The organism is Chryseobacterium taeanense (assembly GCF_900099685.1).
In the GTDB taxonomy this organism is placed as follows: Bacteria; Bacteroidota; Bacteroidia; order Flavobacteriales; family Weeksellaceae; genus Chryseobacterium; species Chryseobacterium taeanense.
The window spans coordinates 41114-67625 of the sequence record NZ_FNDW01000003.1 but is presented as its reverse complement, the minus strand read 5'-3'; the positions used below and the strand labels follow the sequence as shown (position 1 = coordinate 67625).

Genomic DNA, 26512 nt, shown 5'->3' with positions numbered 1-26512 from the left:
AAAGAATATTTACATGATGAAAATCATAAAAATTTGTCAGAAATAAAAAATATTTTTACATTTACACCTAACAAGTGTTAGTTAGTTTGGTATGGATTTTTCAGTGGAATATTTACAATTGGATCAGTTGCGGGCTTTACAGTCTGAAAGATTGGTTAATTTGGTACGATATCTTGGTGAGAAATCGGAGTTTTATGCAGGGAAATTCATGGAGTCTGGGCTCGCACCGGAAAATATAAAATCCATTGATGATATTGCTAAACTGCCGATTACTTACAAACAGGATTTGAGAGACAATTATCCGTTTGGATTATTTACCGTTCCGAAAAATGAGCTGCAGAGAATTCACTGCTCCAGCGGAACAACGGGAAAACCAACGGTAGTAGGATATACAAAAGAGGATGTTGATATATTCAGCGAAGTGGTCGCAAGATCATTAAACGCAGCAGGTGCAAAACCGGGAATGCAATTACACAACGCTTATGGTTACGGGATTTTTACCGGTGGACTGGGACTTCATTACGGAGCTGAGAAATTAGGAATGAGCGTGCTGCCGATTTCAGGAGGAATGACGACAAGACAGGTAGATTTAATTATAGATTTTAAGCCTGAAGTTCTTTGCTGTTCACCTTCTTATGCTTTAACGCTGGCTGATGAATTTGCCAAAAGAGGAATTTCTGCGGATGAAATCAGTTTGAAATATGCCGTTTTAGGTTCTGAACCGTGGACTGAAATTATAAGACATCATATTGAAGAAAGGCTGGGCGTTCACGCGACCAATATTTATGGTTTAAGTGAAATTATCGGTCCCGGCGTTTCAATGGAGGATTTTGAGGAAAAAGGCGGAGCTTATATTTGGGAAGATCATTTTTATCCTGAAATTTTAGATCCGGTTACCAAACAGCCGGTACCATTTGGAGAAGAAGGTGTTTTGGTGATCACGACTCTAACGAAAAAAGCAATGCCGCTGTTACGTTACTGGACAAATGATATTACCAGTCTTTACTACGATAAAAAAGGTAAAAGAACCATGGTAAAAATGAGACCCATTCTTGGAAGAGCCGACGATATGCTGATCGTAAGAGGGGTGAATGTTTATCCAAGTCAGATTGAAGAAGCATTTTCTCATGTGGAGGGAGTTGTTCCTAATTATTATTTAACACCGGTTGAAAAAGAACAAATGTGTATTGCGCTGGATATTGATGTGGAAGTAGATGATGAATTGGTAAAGGCACAAAATTTAAGTTTAAATACCGACGATTATGCTATTTTTGTCGGAAATTTCGGGAAAAATATAGAAAACGAAATTAAAAAGAGGGTAGGAATCACAACGAAAGTTAAAATTCATGCCCAGGACAGTCTTCCAAAATGCGAAGGTGGAAAAATTAACAGAATACTTAAAAAATAAATGAATTCATTTTATAAACTAAAAACGGTAAAAGTTCAGAAAGATACTTCGGACGCTGTGAATGTAGCCGTTGAAATTCCTGATGAGCTGAAGGATAAATTCAGATTTAAGCAGGGGCAATATCTTAATTTTCGTATGATGATTAACGGAAATGAAGAAAGAAGATCCTATTCTATCTGCAATGCGCCGAGCGAAAAAAGTAACACGCTGGAAGTTTTGGTAAAATTGCTGGAAGGCGGAAAAGTTTCGGGATACTTCAACGAACATCTTCATATGGATGAACTGCTTGAAGTGATGCCTCCAATGGGCGGTTTTAATACTTCTTATCACCCGACTAACGTTAAAACTTACATTGGTCTGGCAGCAGGAAGCGGAATTTCGCCGGTTTTATCCAATATCAAAGAAAGTCTATATCAGGAACCGAATTCAAACGCTTATCTGTTTTACAGTAACAGAAGCATGAATCATGTGATGAAAAAAGCTGAAATTGATAAGCTGGTGCAGCAATTCAACGGAAGATTGAAAGTTATCTATCTAGTAAGCCGCGAAAAGCATGAAGATCAATTGTTTGAAGGAAGAATCTGCCCCGATAAACTGGAACAGCTTTTTGAAAGACATCCTGAAATCGATGTTAAAGAAGCCACCTATTTCATTTGCGGTCCTGCTGAAATGATCAAAAGCGTTGCAGATTATCTTAAAAAAGATAAAAAAGTACCTGCTATTCAGGTTTTATTTGAATATTTCACTGCTCCGGATGAAGAAAATACGGAAGAAATGAGTGATGAATTCAAAGCTATTGCCAATATTGAAAGTATGGTAACGGTAATTATTGATGATGATGAATATTCGTTCCACCTGAATTCAAAAAAAGAAAGTATCTTAGATAAAGCATTGAAAGACAATCTTCCTGTACCTTTTGCATGTAAAGGAGGCGTTTGTTGTACGTGTAAAGCCGAAGTTTTAGAAGGTGAAGTTTTCATGGAAAAAAACTATGCGCTTACCGAAGAAGAAGTAGCCAGAGGTTATGTTCTTACCTGCCAATGTCATCCTACAACGAATGTGGTGATGCTTAATTATGACGTATAATTTCATAAAATTGTATAATGAAGTTTATTAAGGATGAACATTATAAAATAACGCTATGGATCTTAGAAATACTTGCTACATTAGGATTTATATATTTAATAGTATATTTTGTTAATGCTTATTCGAATTATGAAATATTAGAAAATGTGCCCTATGATTTTAAGAAAGGAGGAGATAATAATTATCTTAGTCCCAATGAAAAAGGAGATGCCTTAGGTGGAGTTTTAAATCCAATTATTGGAATTGTAGCTATTTTAGTTACCTATTTAGCTTTCTATATTCAATATATAGCGAATAGACAAGTACAAAATCAATTTAAAATTCAGCAGTTTGAATCTCAATTTTATGAAATGTTGAGAATTCATAAAGATAATGTCAACGAAATGTATTTGACGTCTAAGGATGGAGAAAATTTTAATGGTAGGTACGTTTTGGAATCGATATATTATGAATTAATATTTTGTTTTAATACATGTAGATCAATAGTAGAAGCCAATTATAAACGTCAAAATCATAACGAATCAAATTTAAAAACAGATAAAAGTATTTTAAATTTTGTTTATTCAATTTGGTTTCATGGGGCTCAATATATAAATAATGAAAAATTTGACTTTTTACAAGTAGAATGTTTTAAAAAGCTTAAAAATCTTCAGAATGAGAAGAATTTACATGAGGATATAAAGCATCAAATTTTGAAAGGGAATCAATCTAGAGTTGCTCATTATTATAGACATTTATTTCAAACAGTAAAGTTTGTAGCAAATCAGGATGAAGATTTTATTTCATACGAAAATAAAAGAAAGTATTTGAGAATTTTAAGAGCTCAATTAAGTAATTATGAACAAGCATTATTATTTTTTAATTGGTTTTCAGATTTTGGTTATAAGTGGGAAGAGGCAAATAATTTAGGAAACAAGTTTTTTACTGATTATAGAATTATACATAATTTATATCCAGCTTTAATATTAAAAATGTTTGATTTAGATGCTTTCAAGTCTGATAGAAAAGAAAAAAATCGAGGTAATGATAGTATTTTTGAATATCAAGATTGGGGATATTAAATAAAATTTGAGAAATTATGGATTTAGAAAAATTTGTACAATACGTACACGAAGAAAATAAAGTAGAGCCAAAAGATGTAATGCCTGATGATTACAGGAAATTATTGGTTCGTCAGATCTCACAGCACGCCCATTCCGAAATCGTCGGAATGTTGCCGGAAGCCAACTGGATTTCCAGAGCACCGTCATTGAGAAGAAAAATGGCGCTTTTGGCAAAAGTTCAGGATGAGGCAGGTCACGGTTTATATCTTTATTCAGCAACAGAAACGTTAGGTGACGGAACGGTAAGAGCAGACAGAGATGCTACTTATGACGATATGCTTTCAGGAAAAGCAAAATATTCCAGCATCTTCAATTATCCGACGTTGAGTTGGGCTGATATCGGCGCAATCGGCTGGCTGGTAGACGGAGCGGCAATCATGAATCAGGTGATGTTGATGGGAAATTCTTATGGCCCTTATTCAAGAGCGATGGTAAAAATCTGTAAAGAAGAATCTTTCCACCAAAGACAAGGTTATGAGATTTTGATGGCGCTTTGTCGTGGTACAAAGCAGCAGAAAGAAATGGCTCAGGCTTCATTGAACCGTTTCTGGTGGCCGGCTCTCATGATGTTTGGTCCAAATGATGACAGTTCACCAAACTCTAAAATCTCTATGAATTACAGGGTGAAAAGAGAAAGTAATGACAGCCTTCGCCAGAGATTTGTTGACGTTACCGTCGCTCAGGCAGAGTTTTTAGGATTAACCATTCCTGATAAAGATTTAAAATGGAATGAAGAAAGACAGCATTACGATTTCGGAGAACTTCCGTGGGATGAATTCATGGAAATCTTAAAAGGAAACGGTCCTTGCAATAAAAAACGTATCGAAACCAAAAGAAAAGCGCAGCGAGAAAATGCATGGGTGAAAGAAGCGGCGGTAGCTTTTGCAGAAAAACAGGAAAAAATTTCAATATAACAATATACCAATGTAAAAATGTAACGATCCGATTGTCATTCTGAGCAAAGCGAAGAATCTAATTATTGTTAAACTGTTACATTGATACATTGTTAAATTAATTTTAATTATGGCAAATTTAGATATGTGGGAAGTGTTTATTCAGACTAAACCGGGATTATCCCACAAACACGTTGGAGTGGTACAGGCACCAACAGCAGAAATGGCTTTGCAGAATGCAAGAGACGTTTATACAAGAAGAAAAGAAGGGACTTCGGTTTGGGTTGTTCCAAGTAAATATATTGTGACTTCGGAAGGCGTGGATAAAGAAGCATTCTTCGATCCGGCGGATGACAAACTATATCGTCACCCGACATTCTACGAAATCCCGAATGATGTAAAAAATATGTAATAAAAGACTTTGGAGATAATAAACGAATAGATAAAAGACATTGAAGTTTGCTTGTCTATTTCTATCAGTCTATCATCTATTTGTCTTTAAATTTGATTAACAATGAACCCATTATACAATTATTTATTAAAACTGGCAGACGACAGCTTCATCATGGGACAGCGATTGTCTGAATGGTGTGGTGAAGGTCCTTATCTGGAGGAAGATATTGCATTGACGAATATCGCACTGGACGAACTTGGACAGGCCAACAATTTTTACGTGTACGCTTCAAGAGTTATTGATGACGGAAAAAGTGAAGATGATTTGGCATTTTTAAGATACGAACATGAATATGTAAATGCCCATTGGGTAGAACTTCCCAACGAAGATTATGCTCAGACGATTTTAAAAGTGTACGTTTTCGCGATATATCAGAAGCTTATGTATGAGGCATTATCAAACTCTGCAAATGAAGAACTTTCTGCGATAGCACAAAAATCTTTAAAAGAAGTAAGATATCACTATACGCACGCAGCTTCCTGGATGAAAATCTTCGCTCAGGGAACAGAAGAAAGCAAAACCCGATTGGTAAAAGCCATCGAAAATATCTGGGAATATACAAAAGGCTTATTCGCAAAAACAGAAGGGGAAGATGATTTGGTAGCTTTAAATATTGCTCCTAATGCAGATGCTCTTTACGAAGACTTTTTAGCGATCACGCAAAAAGATTTTGCAGATTTCGGCTTAGAATATCCGACAAATCCTTTCATGCAGCCAAAATCAAGAACGGGTTATCACACAGAATATTTCGGATATATTCTTTGTGAATTACAATATATGCAAAGAGCGTATCCTGGTTGTACGTGGTAATAAAATATACCAATATATCAATGTAGTAGTTTAACAATCTAACAATTTTGAACTGCCATTGAATTTACTCTTCGTTGGCTTTGCTGAGTAGAACGCCTTTGCGAACTTAAAAACAGTTAGTAGTGAAAAAATCTTAGCGCACTTTGTGTTAAAAAAAAACTTTTCAGAATCAAAAGATTGAAAAATCCTTTAGACATATTAGAATTAATTCCCGATCCGGAAATTCCCGTGATCAATATTGTGGAATTGGGCATTGTAAGAGAAGCGAAAGTTACCGGCGAGAATTCGTGTGAAGTAACCATCACGCCGACTTATTCTGCCTGTCCTGCTATGTTTACCATTGAAGAAGATATCATCAAGATCATGAAACAAAACGGCTGGGAGACAAAAGTCATCACCAAAATGTTTCCGATCTGGACAACAGACTGGTTGACGGATGAGGCAAGAGAAAAACTTCGTGCTTACGGAATTACTCCTCCTGAAAAAGGAGCAGATGAGCATCATATCGGAAAACCGAAGAAATGCCCGAGATGTGGTTCGGAAAATACAAAGCAGATCAGCAGATTCGGATCGACTTTATGTAAAGCTTCCTATCAATGTTTAGACTGTTTAGAACCTTTTGATTATTTTAAATGTCATTAATCAATTTGAAAATGTGTAAATTTGAGAATATGTTAATTAATAAAAATTGCTTAGAAAAACATTTTCAAATTATATAATTTTCAAATTAAAAAAATAATACTATGTACACACAACTCGATATTGAGAGCCACTTTGAAGGAAAATTAAAAATCGCTTACCTCAATCAGCCTGACACGATGAATGCGCTTACAAAGCCTTCATTGTCAGATCTAAAAGATTTTGTTAAAGAATGTAATGAAGATCCAACTGTGAGATGTGTTGCGATTTCAGGAAGAGGAAGAGCTTTCTGTTCCGGACAAAATTTAGATGATGCTTTTGTTACGGGTAAAGAACATCACGATCACGATATCATCAGAAAAATTGTAACCGATTATTACAATCCATTGGTATTAGAAATTACCCGTTGCAGAAAACCTGTCGTAGCATTGGTAAACGGCCCTGCAGTAGGAGCCGGAGCGATGCTGGCGTTGATTAGTGATTTTGTGTTGGCCAATGATAAAGCCTATTTTGCACAAGCGTTTTCCAATATAGGATTAATTCCTGATACTGGAGGAACTTATTTTTTACCTCGATTAATGGGGCGTCAGTTGGCAAATTATTTAGCTTTTACCGGAAAGAAATTGTCCGCGGAAGAATCAAAAGCATATGGTTTGGTGGCAGAAGTATTTCCGGAAGAGGAATTCAACTCAAAATCAATGGAGATTCTGGAAAAAATGGCAAATATGCCGACTGCAGCAATTAAATTAACCAAAAAAGCATTTGCCAATTCTTACAACAATACCTTGAAAGAACAGCTGGATTTGGAAGCCGACCTTCAACAGGAAGCAGCAGCCACAGAAGATTTCATCGAGGGTGTAAATGCATTTTTACAAAAAAGAAAACCTGAATATAAAGGAAAATAATTAATTTGAGAATGAGTTAATTTGAGAATTTGAAAATGAGAAATGATAGACATTTGAAATCTCCAAACGAAAAATTAATTTCAGATTTAAAAGAAATTCAATTAATTCTGTCTAAAATTATTTCAAGTTCAAAGTTAAAATAATTTTCAAATTAATTCATTCTCAAATTTTCAAATTTAAAATATGAATGTAGGAATCATCGGTGCCGGAACTATGGGAATTGGCATCGCACAGGTAGCCGCAACGAACGGATGCAAAGTTTTGGTGTACGATGCCAATGCAAAACAAGTAGAAACGGCAACTGTAGGTTTAGAAAAAACATTAGCCAAATTGGTTGATAAACAAAAAATTTCAGCGGAAAAAATGACTGAAATTTTAGCCAATATTTCTATCGCTACAGAATTAAAGGATTTCAAAGACTGTGAGCTCATCATTGAAGCCATCATTGAAAATAAAGAAATCAAAACCAAAGTATTTACAGAGCTTGAGAACCACGTTTCCGAATCGTGTATTATAGGTTCTAATACATCTTCCATTTCCATCACCTCTCTCGGCGCGGAGTTACAGAAGCCGGAGCGTTTCATCGGAATTCACTTTTTCAATCCCGCACCTCTGATGCCTTTGGTTGAGGTCATTCCTTCTCTACTTACGGATAAATCTTTACCCGATAAAATCTATAATTTAATGAAAGAATGGGGCAAAACGCCTGTCATTGCCAAAGACATTCCGGGATTCATCGTGAATAGAATTGCGCGCCCTTATTATGGGGAAGCATTAAGAATTGTTGAAGAAAATATTGCCACTCCTGAGCAGGTAGATGATGCCATGAAGACTCTTGGAAACTTCAAAATGGGACCTTTTGAATTAATGGATCTTATCGGCGTTGATGTGAATTTTTCCGTTACTACTACGGTGTATAAAGAATATTTTTACGATCCGAAATACAAGCCATCTTTATTGCAGCAAAGGATGTCGGAAGCCAAACTTCACGGCAGAAAGACAGGAAAAGGTTTCTACGATTATTCTGAAGGAGCAGAAAAGCCTGTTCCCCAGAAGGATGAAGTATTATACGATGATATTTTTCACAGAATTCTCTCCATGCTTATTAATGAAGCGGTTGAAGCAAAAAGATTGGGAATTGCCAGTGATGAAGATCTTGAATTAGCCATGCAGAAAGGCGTAAATTATCCGAAAGGTCTTTTACAGTGGGGAAAAGAAATCGGTTACGACTTAGTTTCTGAAGTCCTTGAAAATCTTTATGATGAATATCAGGAAGACAGATACAGACAAAGTCCGTTGCTGCGTAGAATGTAATCTATTTATTTATAGATTATTACTTTAGCAAATAATAAATTATGGTTAAAAAGAAATTGATTTCATCTTTCGCGGTAGCCTTTTTCTCAACAATTTTTGTAGGAGGTATATTTTACTTAACAGATGCTCGCTTTAAAACGACAGATGATAAAATGTTTAGTTGGGGATTCGTAATCATTTATTTTTTAGCTATGTTTATGAGTCGTCTTTTTATTGATAAGCTGATGAATTTTTTTAGAAAGACTAGTCGAAAAGATTTGATAAAATAAATGATTGATGGATATAAATGCATTCAGAGCTGAATTGGAAATAAGACTGAACATTGAAAAGGAGTACGTTTTTCAGGAACTTTCTGCGATAGATGATTACCAGGAAAAGCTGGAATTGTTAGGAAAGTTTAACGGAAAATATAAGGGGCTGATTAAAAGAATTGCTAATGAAGAAGGTATTGATCTAAATGCTCCTCACCAGAATGAATGTGAACCAGATTCAGAGAATCTTTCTAATGAGCAGATCATATTTGGTATAACCATGAATATCTATGATAAAATGGCAGATGATTTATACGAAAAAATAACACATCCATAACAATTAATCTGAAAAGTAAAAATGTATGCTTAAAAGAATTTTCACAAAGAAAAACTTTCTGCGTTCTCTCACAAGTGCAATTGCTTTTTTGGTTAGCTTTTATCTCATTAAACTTCTTTTTTACTATTTAGGATGGGATGATGAAAAAAGCATGAGTCTATATGGCTTTATATTTTATTTTGTCTTTGTGTTTTTAGCTTTATTCATTTTAGATGGCAGAGACTACACTTGGAAAGATGTGATAAAATTTAAAAATTTAAATAAGAATAAATGAACCCAAGACAGGTTGCAGAATATATGTTTGATCAGGATGAGTTTTCCCAATGGATGAATATCAGATTGATTGAAGTTAAAGAAAATTACTGTTTAATAGAAATGCCCATCAAGAAAGAAATGATTAATGGGCTGAAAACAGTTCATGGTGGAATTACATTTGCTTTTGCGGATTCTGCATTAGCATTTTCATCCAACAACACCGGAGATGCTGCTGTTGCATTAAACTGTATCATCAATTTTACCAAAGCCGGAAAAGAAGGCGATATTTTTAGGGCAGAAAGTATTTTGGTCAATGACACCAGAAAAACTGCTGTTTATGATATTAAAATTACCAATCAAAATAATGACCTGATTGCTAAATTTGTCGGAACAGTGTACAAAATAGGAAAGAAAGTAACAGAATTATAAATAAGCAGTAAGCTTTAAGCAATAGGCAGTAAGCTTTTTCGAAGCTGGACACGCCTATTACTTAAAGCCTAAAGCCTAAAGCAAATACAATGAACAACGTTTACATCATAGACTACATCAGAACACCAATTTCAAAATTATCCGGAGGGCTTTCAGAAGTTCGTGCGGATGATTTGGCAGCGGTAGTTATTAAAGAAATCATGGCAAGAAACCCGGAAGTTCCCGTGGAGGAAATTGAAGATGTTATTTTCGGGTGTGCCAATCAAGCAGGTGAAGATAACAGGAACGTAGCGAGAATGGCGCTACTTTTGGCTGGGCTTCCTTATAAAATTGGCGGTGAAACGGTAAACAGACTTTGTGCTTCGGGAATGTCGGCGGTGGCTAATGCTTTCCGTGCCATTGCTGCAGGAGAAGGCGAAATTTATATTGCGGGCGGTGTAGAACATATGACACGCTCACCTTATGTAATGTCAAAACCAAGTGCGGCTTTCGGTAGAGACAGCCAGATGTTTGACACTACTTTCGGATGGAGGTTTGTCAACCCCAAAATGAAAGAAATGTATGGTGTTGACGGTATGGGAGAGACGGCTGAAAATTTAGCTGATATGCACAACATCAGTCGTGAAGATCAGGATAAATTTGCCCTTTGGTCACAGCAAAAAGCAACAAAAGCACAAGAAAGCGGAAGATTGGCAGAAGAAATTGTAAAAGTTGAAATTCCGCAGAAAAAAGGTGATCCTAAAGTTTTTGATACTGATGAATTCATTAAACCGACTTCCTCAATGGAAGGATTAGGAAAACTTCGTCCGGCTTTCAGAAAAGAAGGAACAGTAACCGCAGGAAATGCTTCTGGAATGAATGACGGTGCGGCGGCTCTAATTTTAGCAAGCGAAGAAGCCGTAAAAAAATATGGTTTGAAACCTAAAGCTAAAATTTTAGGATCAGCCGTTGCCGGTGTAGAGCCAAGAATTATGGGAATTGGTCCTGTGGAAGCAGCTCAGAAAGTGTTGAAAAGGCTGAATCTTTCATTGGACGATATGGACATTATCGAATTGAATGAGGCCTTTGCCGCTCAGGCTTTAGCCGTAACAAGAACATTAGGATTACAAGATAACGATTCCAGAGTTAATCCAAACGGAGGAGCCATCGCAATCGGTCATCCACTCGGCGTTTCCGGTGCGAGAATCGTAGGTTCTGCTGCCATGGAATTGCAGAAACAGAATAAAAAATATGCCTTGTGTACCCTTTGTATCGGTGTCGGACAAGGTTATGCGATGGTGATTGAAAAAGTTTAAATCAATTTGAAAATGAGCTAATTTGAGAATTTGAAAATGATATTTAAAACAGGATAAATTTTCAAGTTAGCTCTTTAAATTAATCTTTAACCTTTGCTGAGTTAAATCTGCGATTCGACGAAGCCAAACACCTTTGCGAACGAAAAGGATGCAGGAAAATTTTCAAAAAAGCTTTGCGTTAAAAATAATTTTCAAATTAGCTCATTCTCAAATTTTCAAATTAAAATTATGAATATTTACTCATATCACGGAATTCGACCTATCATAAAACCTTCTGCTTACATTCATCCACAGGCGGTAATTATCGGGAATGTGGAAATCGGTGAAGAAGTTTATGTGGGCCCCAATGCGGTAATCCGTGGCGACTGGGGAAAGATCATCGTTAAAGATGGTGCCAATGTTCAGGAAAACTGTACGCTTCATGTTTTTCCGGGAATTGAAACCATTTTGGAAGAATCTGCGCACATTGGTCATGGCGCAATCATTCATTCCGGACATATCGGGAAAAACTGTTTAGTGGGAATGAATGCTGTTGTGATGGATAAGGCCGTTATTGGTGATGAATGCATTATCGGGGCTTTAGCTTTTGTTCCTGCAAATTTTACATGTGATCCAAGAAAATTAATCGTAGGAAGCCCGGCGAAAATTATCCGTGATGTTTCAGATGAAATGATCAAATGGAAAACGGAAGGAACAAGATTATATCAGGAATTGGCGAGAGAAGGAAAAGAAGCCATTTTACCTTGCGATCCTTTTACGGAATACGTTCAGCAGACTCCTACAAAAGTTGTTGATTATAGCATTTGGGATGATATTAAATAATTTTTTGTTCTTTACTAAACCTCATAGGTTTCCAAAACCTATGAGGTTTGAAATATAAAAACACAAATGAAAAAAAAATGTCAAACACAGAAAATTTTGAATGTGAATATGTATACCATATCTACACTCATGCAAATGGAAAAGATTTAATTTTTAGAGAAGAAGAAAATTATAAATATTTTTTAGATAAGCTTGTAAAATATATTGTTCCAATAGCTGAAATATATGCATACTGTTTAATGCCAAATCATTTTCATCTATTTGGTAAGATTTAAAAATCTGAATGATCTTCTTAATGAAGACGAGCATAAATATTTAATGAAACAATTTAGTAATCTGTTGAATGCTTACGCAAAAGCTTATAACAAAAGATATAACCGAAAAGGTTCTCTCTTTCTTGATTATCTGAAGAGAAAAAGGATAAACGATGAAAAATATTTTATTAAATTACTTCACTATATCCATAATAATCCTGTCAATCATGGATTTGTTGAAGATATTGGTAAGTGGAAATATTCATCTTATCATTCTTATATTAATTTGGCTAAAGAAAGTAAAATTGAAAGAACTGAAATGATGCAGTATTTTGAAACAGTAAATAATTTTATAGAATATCATAAATCAAATATAGAATATGATTTTCTATCAATTGAATAAATTATAGTAAAACTCAAACCTCATAGGTTTCTAAAACCTATGAGGTTTAAAAAGCGATTAACAACGAAAAAGTATGATCAAAAAACTTCTCATTTTCTGTAGTATTTTGTTTGTATTTCAGAATGTGATTTTAGCACAAAATGGGAATATAAAACCGCTTACTATTGGAGAAATCAGAACGATTAAGTCTAAAATTTTAAACGAAGACAGAGTTTTAAACATTTATCTTCCACAAAATTTTAATAAAGCAAAATCTTACCCCGTTATTTACCTCTTGGATGGAAGCATGAATGAAGATTTTATTCATGTGACGGGTTTAGTTCAATTTTTTAATCAAATGTATTCCATGCCGGAAACGATTGTGGTGGGAATTGCAAATATTGACAGAAAAAAAGACTTCACTTTTCATACCGATTTAAAGGATTTACAGAAAGATTATCCCACGACGGGACATTCTGATAAGTTCATCAGTTTTCTTGAAAAGGAACTAAAACCTTATATCGAAAGTCAGTTTAAAACAACTGATAAATACTTATTCGGACAATCATTGGGCGGACTTTTAGCGACTGAGATTTTATTGAAAAAACCTGAAATGTTTACTCATTATTTTATTATCAGTCCGAGTTTATGGTGGGATGATGAAAGCCTTTTAAAACAAGCAGGCCAGCTATTAACGAAAATTCCTGATACTAAGAAATTTATTTACATTTCTGTCGGAAAAGGCGAACATCCTGTGATGGTAAAAGATGCAGAAGATTTGTATGATGTTCTTAAAAAATCGAATAAGAAAAATTGGACGGTAGAATATAAAATGATGGAAACAGATAATCATGCAACGATTCTTCACAGAAGTTTGTATGAAGGACTTTTGAAATTGTTTCCGTACAAAGAATGACAAATTAAATTACAAAATATAATATGGCCAATATAATAATAAGAAATAAAAGCCTTTGGCATTCACAATTAGATTCAAAATTTAAAACTTATTCAGACGAGTCAGAATGGAAAGATTCAGATAATAGATTTGTAGCGTTCTTAGATATTTTAGGATTCAAAAAATTAGTTGAAAACTCGACTCATGAAGATCTCATGGCAAAATTTGAGTTTATAACGGAGAAAAAAAATATTGTAAATAATGGTAAAAGTGATAATATTAAGCCAATTAATATTGTAGCATTTTCTGATTCTATTGTAATTTTTTCCAAAAATGACTCTTTTGAAACCTTTGAGGTTTTTCTATATGCCATTTCGTGGATTTTTTCTGAAATTATAAAGCAACAAATTCCAATAAAAGGTTCTTTTGCTCATGGATTAATGACTGTTGACTTTAGCAAAGAAATATTTTTTGGGATGCCCTTAATTAAAGCATATGAAACGGAAGAATTAACCCATTTTATGGGATTAGTTCCTCATGAGTCAATAATTAATTACTTGGATGGTGCTGAAAATAAGTTAATTGATAATGTTTTTATTACTCAAAAAATCAATATGAAGACTGAAAAAGGAGAAAGTTATGAAATAGAGAAATTAGTATTAAATGCATATCCTTTTTTTGTAATTGATAAAAATGAACAATTTTCAGAAATTATGCAGAAGATGAGTGAGTCTATATATAAAGATAATTCTTTGAAAATTTATAATGAATTTATAAAAATTAAATAATGAAATTAAAAAACTATATCCACGGCGAATGGATAGAAGGTACCGGAAACGGAATTCCTTTGTACAACGCTGTGACAGGAGAACAGGTTGCTGTTTCCGATACGGAAGGTTTGAATTTTGAACAGGCGTTGGACTACGGAAGAACAGTAGGCTACAAAAACCTTTCCTCCATGACGTTCTATGATCGTGGGGAAATGTTGAAAAAAGTAGCGCTTTACCTATTAGAAAGAAAGAAAAAATATTACGATTTATCTTATAAAACAGGAGCAACTCATGTAGATTCGTGGGTAGATATTGAAGGAGGTTTCGGTACTTTTTTCACCTACTCAGGTTTAGCAAAAAGAATGCTTCCAAATACACCTTTTTGGGTAGATGGAGATACACAAAAAATTTCAGCAAACGGAACTTTTTTGGGAACACATATTTTAACACCGAGTGAAGGGGTTTCAATTCAAATCAATGCGTACAACTTTCCGGTTTGGGGAATGTTGGAAAAGCTGTCGACTTCACTGTTGGCAGGTGTTCCATCCATTGTGAAGCCATCTCCGTTTGGATCTTATTTAACGAATGCTGTTTTTCAGGATATGATCGAAAGCGGAATTCTTCCGGAAGGAGCTGTGCAATTGGTGTGTGGTGAGCCAGGAAATATTCTGGATTATGTTCAGGATGGAGATTCTGTGTTGTTTACAGGTTCTGCAAATACAGGAAGAAAGTTGAAATCTTTACCGTCAGTTGCAGGAAATGCAGTTCGTTTCAACATGGAAGCAGATTCTCTGAACTGTTCAATTCTAGGTTTGGATGCAAAACCGGGAACTCCGGAATTTGATTTATTCATCAAAGAAGTTCGAAACGAAATGACGACGAAAGCAGGACAAAAATGTACGGCAATCCGAAGAATCATTGTTCCTGAAAATTTAATCGGAGATGTTCAACATGCTTTGTCTAAAGCTTTAGATCAGACCAAAATCGGAAACCCATTAAGTAGAGAAACAAGAATGGGTTCTTTGGTAGGAAAACAGCAATACGATGAGGTTTTAAGAAAGATCAATCTACTGAAAGCTGAAACTGAGCTGATTTACGACGGACAGCACGAACTGGTAGATGCCGATTATGAAAGCGGAGCATTTATGAGTCCGAAATTATTCTTAAACGACAAACCTTTTGAGAAAAATATCTCTCATGATGTGGAAGCCTTCGGACCGGTTTCTACATTAATGCCGTATAAAGATGCAGAGGAAGCAGCTGCTTTGGCAAAAAGAGGAAAAGGAAGTTTGGTAGGTTCTATCATCTCTCACGACGACAATTTTGTTGCTGAAACTTCGTGGAAAATGGCTTCTCAGCACGGGAGAATTTTCGTGCTAAACAGAGACAGTGCCAAAGAAAGTACAGGTCATGGTTCGCCGCTTCCGACTTTAATGCACGGCGGTCCCGGAAGAGCAGGAGGTGGCGAGGAAATGGGTGGACTGAACGGTCTTCATTTCTTCCTTCAGAAAACAGCGATTCAGGGTTCCCCGGATGTATTAACCGCAATTACTAAAATTTACCAGCAGGGCGCTGAAAAGAAATATTCAGATAAACATCCTTTCCAGAAATATTTTGAAGAAGTGGAAGTTGGTGATTCTCTGGAAACCGCAGGAAGAACCGTTACGGATGCCGATATCGTGAATTTCTCTAATGTTTCGTGGGATCATTTTTACGCACATACTGATGCGACAAGACTTACAGGAACTATTTTCGATAAAACGGTTGCTCACGGATATTTCATCCTTTCTGCTGCGGCAGGATTATTCGTTTCCGGTAAAAAAGGTCCGGTTATCGCAAATTACGGACTGGAAAACTGTTCTTTCTTCAAGCCGGTCTATGCAGGAGATACGATTACGGTTTATTTAACAGCCAAAGAAAAAATCAACCGCGGAGTGAAGGGTAGAAATATTCCTTCGGGTGTGGTAAAATGGCTGGTGGAAGTGGTGAATCAAAGGGAAGAAGTAGTTTGTGTGGCAACAATTTTAACATTGGTGGCGAAACAGTCTCCTTTCATTGATTTAAATGTAAAAAGCATTCAGAAAACTTTAAATGGTTTAACGGAATCTACCCAGCCAAAATGGGGGAAAATGTCTCCTCAGCAAATGATCGAGCATTTGGAACACGGTATTTTGGTGAGTCTTGGTGAACCTGAAGCGGACAAATGTTTTATACCTGAAGAGCATTTGGAAAAATGGCAGGATTCTCTGTATAATCACAGAAAAATGCCGAAAGATTTCCCTGCTCCGTTCTTAGTGGAAGATGAAAAGCTTTTGGAATTAAGACATAAAAACCTGGAAGCGGCTAAACAGTCATTCCTGGAAAATCTTAAGAGATTCGTAATCTATTATAAAGAAAATCCGGAGGTAGAACACATGAATTTTGTCTTCGGAAAATTAAATAAAGAAATGTGGGAACTGATGCACCGAAAACATTTTACGCATCATTTTGAGCAGTTTGGATTGATTTAATTCAAAATGAAATATAAATTTATTATCCCTTTTGGTTTTGGCTGAAAGGGATTTTTTATAATCTTTCGTTAAAATAATTTGGAATGTTTGATTCAGAAATTTTTATTCACTATTTTCAATAATTAAAATCAATTCAAAAAATATTTAATAATGAACGAAAACTGGATGCAGAAGTATGAGGAAGTAAAAAATATATTGGTTTGTCCGACCGATTTGGAAACCTATTTTACTTCAAATGAAATTATGGAGCAACAATTAGAAACCATGGAAATCGGAAATGTTTCTCTTCCTTCGGGAAAAGTGGTAGTGAGAGATCCGCTGGTTTATCTGAATGCCAATCAATCACCTTATTTTGTTCAGGCTCCGAAAGGTGATTTTCCTGTGACGATTGCAGTCGTGAAATCCGAGGATTGGGGCGATCGATATGCGGTGGTAAAAGTGGAATTCACCAAAGAAAAACCTGTTGTTTACAGGGAAGCTTTAGTCGGAATTGAAGAATTGGCAGGTGTAACTGAAGACGATTTTTTTGGTTTCGCAGTAGATGCCGGCTTGGGGTGCATTACCGATGCAGAAGTGCTTCCGTTTGTAGATAAGTTTGCAGATGAAGCGGATGTTGATAATCTTTACGACGATTATTTTGCCGAAATTTTTGCACAGAGCTACAAAGATAATCCTAAAAATCAAAGAGATGCGGGGGATTGGATCAATTGGAAAGTTCCAAATACGGAGTATCATATTCCAATGTTTGCCAGTGGTTTTGGTGATGGTGAATATCCTGTGTATTTTGGATATGATTCTAATGAGAATATTTGCGGTTTGTATATTCAGTTTATTGATATTGAATTGGCTCTAAGTGAAGAAGGTGACGATGAAGATGTGGAATAAGATATGAATAAAACCTTTGCCAACCAAGTTATTACATTCAATCGAAATTTAAAATATGATGGAAATCTTCCCAGCGATTTTCAGGTTTTGAATCCTTATTTGGATAATCCTGAAACTATGGAAGTCATGCAGAAGTTTTATCAGAAATATTATAACGATTCAAATCAAAGGAAATTTATTATCGGAATTAATCCAAGTCGTCATGGTGCGGGAGTAACAGGAGTTCCATTTACCGATACTAAACGTCTGGAAAGTGTCTGCGGAATTCCAATGACTTCTGCACGCACACATGAAGTTTCTTCCGTTTTTATCTATGATATGATTGAACAGTATGGTGGAGCAGAAGCCTTTTATAATGATATTTATATTAATTCACCTTTTCCACTGGCGATTGTAAGGAAATCAAAAGTAAGCTGGATTAATGCGAATTATTATGATGATAAAGTCCTTTTTAATGAGGTTAAAGATTTTATGATCGATTCCTTGAAGAAACATATTAGTCTTAATATTGATACTTCACAAGTTTTTATCATGGGTAAAAAGAATGCGGATTTTGTCTCAATGCTCAACGATGAAGCAGATTTATTTGAAAAAATGACTGTGCTGGAGCATCCAAGGTACATCCAGCAATATAAATCGAAAGAGAAGCAATTGTATATTGACAAATATATTTTAGCTTTGAAAAAATAAAAAATCCCCTGAAATAAATTCAGAGGATCTTACATCACACACTTATGTATTAGAATCTTATAGGTATAATCTTTAAATCAGAAGTTTTCGTGGTTATTAGCCTTGGGTTGATGTAGATAGTTGTATGACTACCTTTTTATTATCTTATACGATTCTGAAGAGGATTTTACCATATAAACTCCTTTTGGAAGCTCACTGATATCTGTTTCATTTACTCCTTTTCTTGTCTCAATGGTTTTCACCAGCTGTCCGGATTGGCTGTAAACTTCAAATTTAGAATTCTCTGCAGTTTCAATTGTAAGAGGACCGCTCGTAGGATTCGGATACATTTTGATTTCCTTTTTGGAAGCTTTTACATCGTTAGCAGATAATACCAAGCCACTGTCTTTTACCCATGTGAATGCATCAAGTGCAAGATACTGGAAATTTCCACCGGCGGTAATCTGTATTTGATCTATGACGATGTTGCTGTAGTTCTGGCCATTCAAATTTGTAAGGTCAATCAAAGTATATCCATTGGCAGTACCTGTTGTTGCAGTAAATCCTGTCGTTTTAGTTTGTGTAAACTTTGTAATTCCTGAAAGTTTTCCTGTAATCGTAAGCGTACCTGCAACCCCCAGTGTTCCGTTCCCTGCAGCTGCATACACCCAGAATCTGTTTACTTTAAAAAGGTTAGAAGTGGTTTTGATACTGAAAGATGTTCCTGCAGATTGGTTTCCTAATCCTGAGTTATCAATATACCTGTTATCAGATGCGGTACCATTCCATCCTGTATTAGGATAAGCTGCCTGTATGTCGTAGGTATTAACATTTGAGATGATGTTGAAAATCACCCCGTTATCCGTGAAGCTAGCGCTTCCGTTAGATTCTGTCTCGAACTGTTCTGTGCTAGTCTGTCCAAACGAAAAGATCGAAATGAAAAGGGCACAGATGGTAGAAAGTAAAGTACTTTTCATGATTTTAAATTTATAGGTTGATAATTATTGTCTTGAAGGATAAAGGCCAACTACACAGATAATATAGTTAAGTCCTAAATATGGAGGCATATTATTGATTGGTACATTCTGCCCTGTAAAAGTTACTGAAGCCTGATTAATTACCGTGTCCGGAGCAGCATCTACAAAACTCGGAACTTGTATAAAATCTCTTCCCGCATAGGTTCCGGAAACAGCAATTGAAGAAGCGGAGGAAGGAGTTGCCGTAGTTGCATTCGATGTGGAAACTCTTAGCTGGCTTATCATTGAAGGAAGGTTTGAATTTAGTAAAGAAGTCGTAGGTGTTCCTGCGGCTTCTCCCAAAACAACACTTTTACCAGTGTTTGAAGTTCCGACTCCAATTGGCATACGACCGTTAAGGTTAGGCAAAGCAAATGTTGTTTTTCCGTCACCTCCATAAGTCGTACCCAGAATTGAGAAAAGCGCCTGATTCTGATTAACACTCAATAATGCACCATTGCATAGCATATATCCTTTAGGTGCAAAATTTCCTGCAAATAATTTGATGGTTCCAATTAATTCTTCGTCCATGATTATAATATTTTGTTGTTAGTATTTTTTAATGTAAAAATTATGGTCTTGGAGGATAAATACCTTCTACACAAATAATATAGTTGATTCCTAAATAAGGAGGCATATTGTTCACGGGTATATTCTGACCGATAAAAACAACCGACTGCGGATATAGCATGGTATCCGGAGCCTGATCTACAAAGCTCGGAACTTGTATAAAATCCCTTCCGGCATACGTTCCGCTTACAGCAAGAGATGTTGAAGGGCTTGGCGTTGCCGTGTTTGCATTGGCTGAAGATACTTTTAGTTGGCTTGCAAAACTCGGAAGATTGCTAGAAAGAATCCTATTTGAAGGACTTCCTGCCTCTTCACCTAGTTCGTAAGATTCTCCTGCGCTTGAAGTTCCTGCACCAATTGGTAAGCGACCGTTTAGGTTTGGCAATGCAAATGTTGTTATTCCATCGCCGCCATAGGTAGTTCCTAAGATGGAAAAAAGAGCCGTGTACCGTGCGATACTCAATAAATTTCCGTTGCAGAACATATATCCTCGAGGTGCAAAGTTTCCTGAGAATACTTTAATTACGCCCATTAATTCGTCGTCCATGATAATTAATTTTTTTCAGTTTTAAATTCCTACTCTTTACTGGCTTTTCGGATGCCGCCTTTGGTTACATGAATTATTATAATATTCACAGGTCAAAGTAACAACAATCATAAGTGCTCAGATAGAGTAGAAAATACCAAATTGAGCATTACGTATTTCTACGGATGCATTACAAATGTATCAATAATTTGTTAACAATTGTTAATTGTTGGTAAAATATTTCAATTTTTGTTGAAATATTTTTAATGATAATTATTTTATTTAATTCTCGTACTGAAGATTTATCTTTATTAAAAGGGTTTTGTGATTAAAATGATGAGTAAGTTGAGATAAGCATTTTTAAATAAAATTTGCGTAAATTTTTTATTAATAAGTTTATTCTGAAAAGAACTCTTTCTATTTTATTATTTTTGTAGTAATTCAATTAAAAATTAAAATGAACGAATTCGTAGTATCTGAACAGAAAAACAATATTGCTGAAATCACTTTCGGAACCCCGAAAAGCAATTCTCTTCCCGGAGCAATTCTGGAAAAATTAGCCCAAACTATTCTTGATGAAGGAGCAAAAGACGAAATAAAAGCGATTCTTATAAAAAGTGAAGGCGAAAAAGCATTCTGCGCCGGAGCTAGTTTCGATGAGTTGTTGGAAATCGAAGAATTGGAAAAATCGACAAAATTTTTCGGAGGCTTTGCTAAAGTTCTCAATGCCATGAGAAACTGTGGGAAAATTGTTGTTGTAAGAGTTCAGGGTAAAACAACAGGAGGTGGAGTAGGCATCGCGTGTGGAGCAGATTACTGTTTTGCAACAAAGGATTCTGCACTGGCATTAACGGAAATAAACTTAGGAATAGGTCCGTTCGTGATCGGTCCGTATGTTGAAAGAAAAATCGGAAAATCACAATTCTCTGCAATGGCCATTGATGCAGATTTCAGGTCAGCGGAATGGGCAGAACAGCACAATATTTATCATTCAGTATCAGAAAATATTGAAGAAATGGATGTTAAACTTGAGAAATTTCTTCAGACCCTGGCTTCAAGAAGCAATGATGCTTTAGCTTTGATAAAAAAAGTTTCCTGGGAAGGAACAGATCATTTTAACGAGCTGATGCCCGCAAGAATTCACATGAGTGCCAGTTTGATTCTTGAAGATTCTGCAAAGAAAAATATCCAGGCTATTAAAGAAAGGCTGAGAGCGAAATAGTTTTTTGTTTCTAAAATATTTACCGTTGGATTTTCCGGCGTTTTTTTTATGGGTAAACACAAACGGTAAATTCGCTTTAAAAGTAAACTTCTGAAATTATTGAGTTTAAAAATACGCTGATTCTTATTTTAGAAACAAATCAGGATTTGAGTTTCATAGATAAAGATCAGCGTATTTTTGTATTTTAACAGCATCATGCGAGGAAATTACTCCCACAGTTCTGAATTCATTCTTATATCAATTGGATTTTTTTGATTTAATCATAGCTTCCAGGGCATCCCACATTTCCTGCGGAATATCTTCAAGCATGTTAAATTCACCGGCACCCTGTAACCATTCTCCTCCGTCTATCGTAACCACCTCACCGTTCATATAGGCAGAATAATCAGATACCAGATACGCTGCAAGATTGGCCAGCTCCTGATGTTCTCCGACTCTTCTCAACGGAACTTTTTTCCTCATATCAAATTTTTCCTGAAGATCTCCGGGAAGTAGCCTATCCCAAGCTCCTTTAGTAGGGAAAGGTCCCGGTGCAATAGCATTAAAACGTATTCCATATTTTGCCCATTCCACAGCAAGAGATCGCGTCATCGCCAGGACACCTGCTTTTGCGCAGGCAGACGGTACAACATAAGCGGAACCCGTCCACGAGTATGTTGTTGCAATATTTAAGACTGTTCCGGGTGTTTTAGAATCGATCCAGTGTTTACCGACAGAAAGTGTGCAATTTTTTGTTCCTTTTAAAACAATATCCAAAATAGAATCAAATGCCGAATGGGTAAGTCTTTCTGTAGGAGAAATAAAATTTCCGGCCGCGTTATTCAATAGAATATCTATTTTTCCAAATTCTTTTAAAGCGGCTTCTTTCATAGCTTCTACCTCATTCCAGTTTCTGACATCGCAACTTACACAAAGAATTTTACCTCCCGTCTCTTCTTCCAGTTCTTTAGCAGTTGCCTGTAATTTTTCCAGATTTCTGGAAGTAATGACTACTTTTGCACCCAGTTGAAGAAAATATTTCGTCATCGCTTTTCCAAGACCGCTTCCGCCACCTGTTACGATAGCAACTTTATCTTTCAGGGCATCTTCCCGTAACATCGGTTGTGTATATAGATTCATAATTTTATTGTTTCAGTAAATTTAAGATTTTAAGTTATTCAAAGCGTTATAAATAATATGCGTACAATAGGAGCTTTTCTTTGGATTTCTGCGGCGGCGAAGCCGCCGCAGAAATAAACCGATTATAAGATCTCTTTATTACATTTTAAATTTAACTAAATTTACGTTCCTGTAAAAAATATTTATTTATGAAAAAGCCAGAAGTTTCTGTTTTTCTATTTCTTTTGTTTTTCAGTGTATATTGTAAAGCTCAGCATTTCGAAGAATTAATTCAGTATGTGAATCCTCTTATCGGAACAGAAAAGATGGGACATACGTATCCCGGTGCCACCGCTCCGTTTGGAGCCATACAGCTAAGCCCTGAAACCGATACAATCTCTTATGCTCTGAACGGTAAATATAATGGTGAGGTTTATAAATATTGTGCGGGATACCGCTATGAAGATAAAACGATCGTAGGTTTTAGTTCGACACACTTTAGTGGTACTGGACACTCTGATCTGGGAGATTTTTTAATAATGCCGACTGTCGGAAAATTAAAACTGAATCCCGGAACGGCGAGTCATCCTGAAAGTGGCAACAGAAGTAGATTTTCACATCAAAACGAAAAAGCAGAAGCCGGATATTATAAAGTAAAGTTAGAAGATCATAATATTCTTGCAGAGCTTACGGCAACAACAAGAGTCGGAGTTCATCGCTATACATTTCCAAAATCTGATCAGGCACATATTATTCTGGATCTGATGGCCGGAATTTACAATTATGACGGTAAAAACATATGGACTTATGTTCGTGTAGAAAACGGAAATACCATCACAGGATATAGACAGACCAACGGCTGGGCAAGAACGAGAACGGTTTATTTTGCCATGACATTTTCAAAGCCTTTTAAATCGTATGGTCAAAAGAATTATGACGGTAAAAAAGTTTATAATGGATTCTGGAGAAAATTTGACCAGACGAAAAACTTCCCCGAAATCGCCGGAAAAAACCTTAAAATGTATTTTGATTTTGATACCAATGAAAATGAAGCGCTTGAAATCAAGCTGGCTATTTCACCAGTGAGCCAAGCCAATGCTTTGGAAAATTTACAGAAAGAAACCGAAAACTTATCGTTTGATCAGATCAGGGCGCAGACCCAGGAAAGCTGGAATAAAGAATTGAATAAAATTGTCATTAAAGCCTCAGAAACCGATAAAATAAATTTTTATACGGCGATGTATCATACTTTTATCAATCCTACAACTTACATGGATGTAAACAGCGAGTATAAAGGATTAGACCAAAACATTCATAAAGCAGAAGGTTTTACCAATTATACTACTTTTTCGCTTTGGGATACTTATCGCGCGCTTCATCCTTTCTTTAATATTATTCAACCCAAAAAGAACGAGGATATGGTAAAATCGATGATGGCACATTACGATCAGTTTTCGATGAAAATGCTGCCGATCTGGTCGCATTATGCTAATGACAACTGGTGTATGAGCGGTTATCACAGTGTGAGTGTTGTAGCTGATGCTATTATTAAAGGAAATTATGAAGGTGATGCAAAAGAAGCGTTGAAAGCCTGTATCGCTACAGCTAACAAAAGAGATTACGAAGGAATCGGACAATATATTGATTTGGGATATATTCCTGCTGAAAAAAGCGGAACTTCGGTTTCCAATACACTGGAATATGCCTATGATGACTGGGCGATTGCTCAACTGGCAAAGCATCTCGGAGAAACGGAAATTTACAATCAGTTCATCAAACGTTCTGAAAACTGGAAAAATAATTTCGATAAATCGACTGGTTTTATGCGGCCACGGCTGGCAGATGGAACCTTTAAGAAAGATTTTAATGCGCTAAGCACACACGGACAAGGCTTCATTGAAGGAAACTCATGGAATTACAGCTTTTTCGTTCCACAAAATCCTGATGAATTAATCAAAATGATGGGCGGAAAGAAAAAATTTGCTTCACGGCTGGATGAATTGTTCACGATGCACTTGCCCGACGAGTTTTTTGCAGATACGGAAGATATTACGAGAGAAGGAATTATCGGAGGATACGTTCACGGAAACGAGCCGGCACATCATGTAGCTTATCTTTACAACTGGGCAGGACAGCCCTGGAAGACGCAGGCGCAGATCAGAAGGATTTTGGAAATGCAATACAAAGCAACACCCGATGGATTGGGCGGCAATGATGATGCCGGACAAATGAGCGCTTGGTATATTCTGAGTTCGCTAGGCTTTTATCCTGTTGCTCCGGGTTCGGAAGATTATGCAATTGGAAGTCCGGTTATAGATCATGCAATACTGAATCTGGAAAACGGAAAAATGTTTGAAATTGAAGCGATCAATCAAAGGCCGATGAATGTGTATGTTAAAAAAGTTGTTTTAAATGGAAAAGAAATTAAAGACTTTACGTTAAAACATTCTGATATTATGAATGCTGGAAAATTGACTTTTTATATGACTGCTAAGCCCAAAAAGTAATCTTGTAAATATGAATTTTAATCTTACTTGATTTTCACAGATGATTCTGTTGTAATTTTTTTTATTGTTAATTAAATTCAAAAAGAACAATCCGTAATTTACATACGACAATCGTTGTTTTGCATACATCAGCTTTTTAATTTCTGTAGAACTTTGTATCAACAAAAATCAACAGTATGAAATTGAAACAAGTAAAATTAGGAAGTCAGGGACTCATCGTTCCGAATATCGGTTTGGGGTGTATGGGAATGACGGGTTTTGGAGATGTAGATACATATGGTAAAACCGACGAAAAAGAAGCTATTGCAACCATTCACCGTTCTCTCGAATTGGGTGGTAATTTTCTCGATACTGCCGATCTATATGGACCTTTTAAGAATGAACAATTAATTGCAAAAGCGATTGAAGGAAAGCGTGATGAATATATCATTGCCACAAAATTCGGATGGGAAATTGATGATAACGACCAGATAACCTGGAAGATTAACGGAACCAAAGACTATGTGAAAAAATCTGTGGAACGATCTTTAAAAAACCTAAAAACAGATTACATCGATCTTTATTATATGCACCGTCTGGATAAAAATACACCGATAGAAGAAACTGTTGGAGCAATGAGCGAACTGGTGAAAGAAGGAAAAATCGGTTATATCGGGTTATCGGAAGTATCTTCAGAAACAGTAAAGAGAGCGCACGCTGTGCATCCGGTTTCCGCCGTACAAAGTGAATATTCTTTGTTTGAAAGAACGGTGGAAGAAAAAGGAGTCCTCAACACGTTGAATGAACTAGGAATTGGTTTTGTGGCCTACTCGCCTTTAGGGAGAGGTTTCTTATCTGGTCAGATCCGCACGATTGATGATCTTCCGGAAAATGATTTCAGAAGAGGAATTCCACGATTCCAGGAACAGCATTTTTATAAAAATATCGAATTAGTAGATGCTATTGAAAGTCTGGCTAATGAAAAGAATATCACCTCATCTCAACTGGCTCTGGCATGGATTATCAGCAAAGGAATTCTTCCTATTCCGGGAACGAAGCGCAGAAAATACCTTGAGCAAAATATTGAAGCTGCCAATATTCAGTTAAGCGATTCAGACATTCACAAACTGGAAAGCATTATACCTTTAGGAACAGATACCGGGGCTACCTATGATGAATTCGGAATGGGTCTTTTGGATTATTAATGTACCTTTAATTATTTAAAAAT

28 protein-coding genes are annotated in these 26512 nt (G+C 36.0%); 24 read left to right on the top strand and 4 right to left on the bottom strand.

Features of this window, described 5'->3' with window-relative positions; genetic code table 11:
- The first annotated feature begins 91 nt into the window (after positions 1-91).
- The 21 genes from BLR30_RS05770 (at position 92) to BLR30_RS05670 (ending at position 18387) form a co-directional block, all read left to right on the top strand.
- On the top strand, positions 92-1408 hold the full coding sequence (locus tag BLR30_RS05770; protein WP_089856069.1) for a phenylacetate--CoA ligase family protein: 1317 nt from the start codon (positions 92-94) through the stop codon (positions 1406-1408).
- Positions 1409-2494, top strand: coding sequence for a 2Fe-2S iron-sulfur cluster-binding protein (locus tag BLR30_RS05765; RefSeq protein WP_089856066.1), 1086 nt, complete (start codon positions 1409-1411; stop codon positions 2492-2494).
- A gap of 17 nt (positions 2495-2511) precedes the next feature.
- Positions 2512-3555, top strand: coding sequence for a putative phage abortive infection protein (locus tag BLR30_RS05760; protein ID WP_089856064.1), 1044 nt, complete (start codon positions 2512-2514; stop codon positions 3553-3555).
- A gap of 17 nt (positions 3556-3572) precedes the next feature.
- Positions 3573-4511 carry a 1,2-phenylacetyl-CoA epoxidase subunit PaaA gene (paaA, locus tag BLR30_RS05755; protein WP_089856062.1) on the top strand — a complete coding sequence of 313 codons (939 nt, stop codon included), beginning with the start codon at positions 3573-3575 and terminating at the stop codon, positions 4509-4511.
- Between the two features lie 109 nt (positions 4512-4620).
- Positions 4621-4902: a 1,2-phenylacetyl-CoA epoxidase subunit PaaB gene (paaB, locus tag BLR30_RS05750; RefSeq protein ID WP_027373980.1), complete on the top strand. Its 282-nt coding sequence runs from the start codon at positions 4621-4623 to the stop codon at positions 4900-4902.
- Between the two features lie 102 nt (positions 4903-5004).
- Positions 5005-5754, top strand: coding sequence for a 1,2-phenylacetyl-CoA epoxidase subunit PaaC (paaC, locus tag BLR30_RS05745; protein ID WP_089856060.1), 750 nt, complete (start codon positions 5005-5007; stop codon positions 5752-5754).
- Between the two features lie 177 nt (positions 5755-5931).
- Positions 5932-6396 (top strand): 1,2-phenylacetyl-CoA epoxidase subunit PaaD, encoded by a 465-nt coding sequence (paaD, locus tag BLR30_RS05740; RefSeq protein WP_089856058.1) that lies wholly within the window; start codon positions 5932-5934, stop codon positions 6394-6396.
- 101 nt (positions 6397-6497) lie between these two features.
- Entirely contained in the window at positions 6498-7298 is an 801-nt protein-coding gene (locus tag BLR30_RS05735) for an enoyl-CoA hydratase/isomerase family protein (protein WP_089856056.1), read from the top strand.
- Positions 7299-7481: 183 nt separating this feature from the next.
- Positions 7482-8612: a 3-hydroxyacyl-CoA dehydrogenase NAD-binding domain-containing protein gene (locus BLR30_RS05730; protein WP_089856054.1), complete on the top strand. Its 1131-nt coding sequence runs from the start codon at positions 7482-7484 to the stop codon at positions 8610-8612.
- Between the two features lie 276 nt (positions 8613-8888).
- Positions 8889-9200: a hypothetical protein gene (locus BLR30_RS05720; protein WP_089856052.1), complete on the top strand. Its 312-nt coding sequence runs from the start codon at positions 8889-8891 to the stop codon at positions 9198-9200.
- A 25-nt stretch (positions 9201-9225) separates the two neighbouring features.
- Positions 9226-9474, top strand: coding sequence for a hypothetical protein (locus tag BLR30_RS05715; protein WP_089856050.1), 249 nt, complete (start codon positions 9226-9228; stop codon positions 9472-9474).
- The gene (locus BLR30_RS05710) at positions 9471-9884 is read left to right on the top strand and encodes a PaaI family thioesterase (protein ID WP_089856048.1); all 414 of its coding nucleotides are present in this window, start codon (positions 9471-9473) and stop codon (positions 9882-9884) included. Before BLR30_RS05715 ends, BLR30_RS05710 begins: the two co-directional genes overlap by 4 nt.
- An 89-nt stretch (positions 9885-9973) precedes the next feature.
- Entirely contained in the window at positions 9974-11179 is a 1206-nt protein-coding gene (pcaF, locus tag BLR30_RS05705) for a 3-oxoadipyl-CoA thiolase (RefSeq protein WP_089856046.1), read from the top strand.
- 228 nt (positions 11180-11407) lie between these two features.
- On the top strand, positions 11408-12001 hold the full coding sequence (locus BLR30_RS05700; protein ID WP_089856044.1) for an acyltransferase: 594 nt from the start codon (positions 11408-11410) through the stop codon (positions 11999-12001).
- Between the two features lie 77 nt (positions 12002-12078).
- Positions 12079-12276, top strand: a complete 198-nt coding sequence (locus tag BLR30_RS17865) for a hypothetical protein (protein WP_228400724.1) — start codon at positions 12079-12081, stop codon at positions 12274-12276.
- Positions 12277-12319: 43 nt separating this feature from the next.
- The gene (locus BLR30_RS17860) at positions 12320-12658 is read left to right on the top strand and encodes a hypothetical protein (RefSeq protein WP_228400723.1); all 339 of its coding nucleotides are present in this window, start codon (positions 12320-12322) and stop codon (positions 12656-12658) included.
- A gap of 73 nt (positions 12659-12731) precedes the next feature.
- Positions 12732-13553, top strand: a complete 822-nt coding sequence (locus tag BLR30_RS05690; protein WP_089856042.1) for an alpha/beta hydrolase — start codon at positions 12732-12734, stop codon at positions 13551-13553.
- A gap of 23 nt (positions 13554-13576) precedes the next feature.
- Complete coding sequence (locus tag BLR30_RS05685) at positions 13577-14320, top strand: hypothetical protein (RefSeq protein WP_089856039.1); 744 nt, start codon at positions 13577-13579, stop codon at positions 14318-14320.
- On the top strand, positions 14317-16812 hold the full coding sequence (gene paaZ / locus BLR30_RS05680) for a phenylacetic acid degradation bifunctional protein PaaZ (protein ID WP_089856036.1): 2496 nt from the start codon (positions 14317-14319) through the stop codon (positions 16810-16812). The genes BLR30_RS05685 and paaZ overlap by 4 nt, the downstream gene beginning before the upstream one ends.
- Before the next feature lie 150 nt (positions 16813-16962).
- On the top strand, positions 16963-17697 hold the full coding sequence (locus BLR30_RS05675; protein ID WP_089856033.1) for a DUF4241 domain-containing protein: 735 nt from the start codon (positions 16963-16965) through the stop codon (positions 17695-17697).
- 3 nt (positions 17698-17700) lie between these two features.
- Positions 17701-18387, top strand: coding sequence for an SMUG2 DNA glycosylase family protein (locus tag BLR30_RS05670; RefSeq protein ID WP_089856029.1), 687 nt, complete (start codon positions 17701-17703; stop codon positions 18385-18387).
- 128 nt (positions 18388-18515) lie between these two features.
- On the opposite strand, the gene BLR30_RS05665 is transcribed toward BLR30_RS05670, so the two are convergent.
- From BLR30_RS05665 to BLR30_RS05655, 3 genes are read right to left on the bottom strand one after another with little or no spacing between them, the layout of a single operon-like run.
- Positions 18516-19343, bottom strand: a complete 828-nt coding sequence (locus tag BLR30_RS05665) for a T9SS type A sorting domain-containing protein (protein ID WP_089856027.1) — start codon at positions 19341-19343, stop codon at positions 18516-18518.
- A gap of 24 nt (positions 19344-19367) precedes the next feature.
- On the bottom strand, positions 19368-19913 hold the full coding sequence (locus BLR30_RS05660) for a phage tail protein (RefSeq protein WP_089856025.1): 546 nt from the start codon (positions 19911-19913) through the stop codon (positions 19368-19370).
- A 40-nt stretch (positions 19914-19953) separates the two neighbouring features.
- Positions 19954-20499, bottom strand: coding sequence for a phage tail protein (locus BLR30_RS05655; protein ID WP_089856023.1), 546 nt, complete (start codon positions 20497-20499; stop codon positions 19954-19956).
- 436 nt (positions 20500-20935) lie between these two features.
- On the opposite strand from BLR30_RS05655, the gene BLR30_RS05650 reads away from it, so the two are divergent.
- Positions 20936-21700, top strand: a complete 765-nt coding sequence (locus BLR30_RS05650; RefSeq protein ID WP_089856020.1) for an enoyl-CoA hydratase/isomerase family protein — start codon at positions 20936-20938, stop codon at positions 21698-21700.
- 237 nt (positions 21701-21937) lie between these two features.
- Here BLR30_RS05650 and BLR30_RS05645 read toward each other — a convergent pair whose 3' ends face one another.
- A complete protein-coding gene (locus tag BLR30_RS05645; RefSeq protein ID WP_089856017.1) occupies positions 21938-22819 on the bottom strand; it encodes an SDR family oxidoreductase in 882 nt (293 codons plus the stop codon).
- A gap of 188 nt (positions 22820-23007) precedes the next feature.
- On the opposite strand from BLR30_RS05645, the gene BLR30_RS05640 reads away from it, so the two are divergent.
- Both BLR30_RS05640 and BLR30_RS05635 read left to right on the top strand, forming a co-directional pair.
- Positions 23008-25305 (top strand): GH92 family glycosyl hydrolase, encoded by a 2298-nt coding sequence (locus BLR30_RS05640; protein WP_089856016.1) that lies wholly within the window; start codon positions 23008-23010, stop codon positions 25303-25305.
- Between the two features lie 176 nt (positions 25306-25481).
- On the top strand, positions 25482-26489 hold the full coding sequence (locus BLR30_RS05635) for an aldo/keto reductase (protein WP_089856014.1): 1008 nt from the start codon (positions 25482-25484) through the stop codon (positions 26487-26489).
- Positions 26490-26512: the final 23 nt, after the last annotated feature.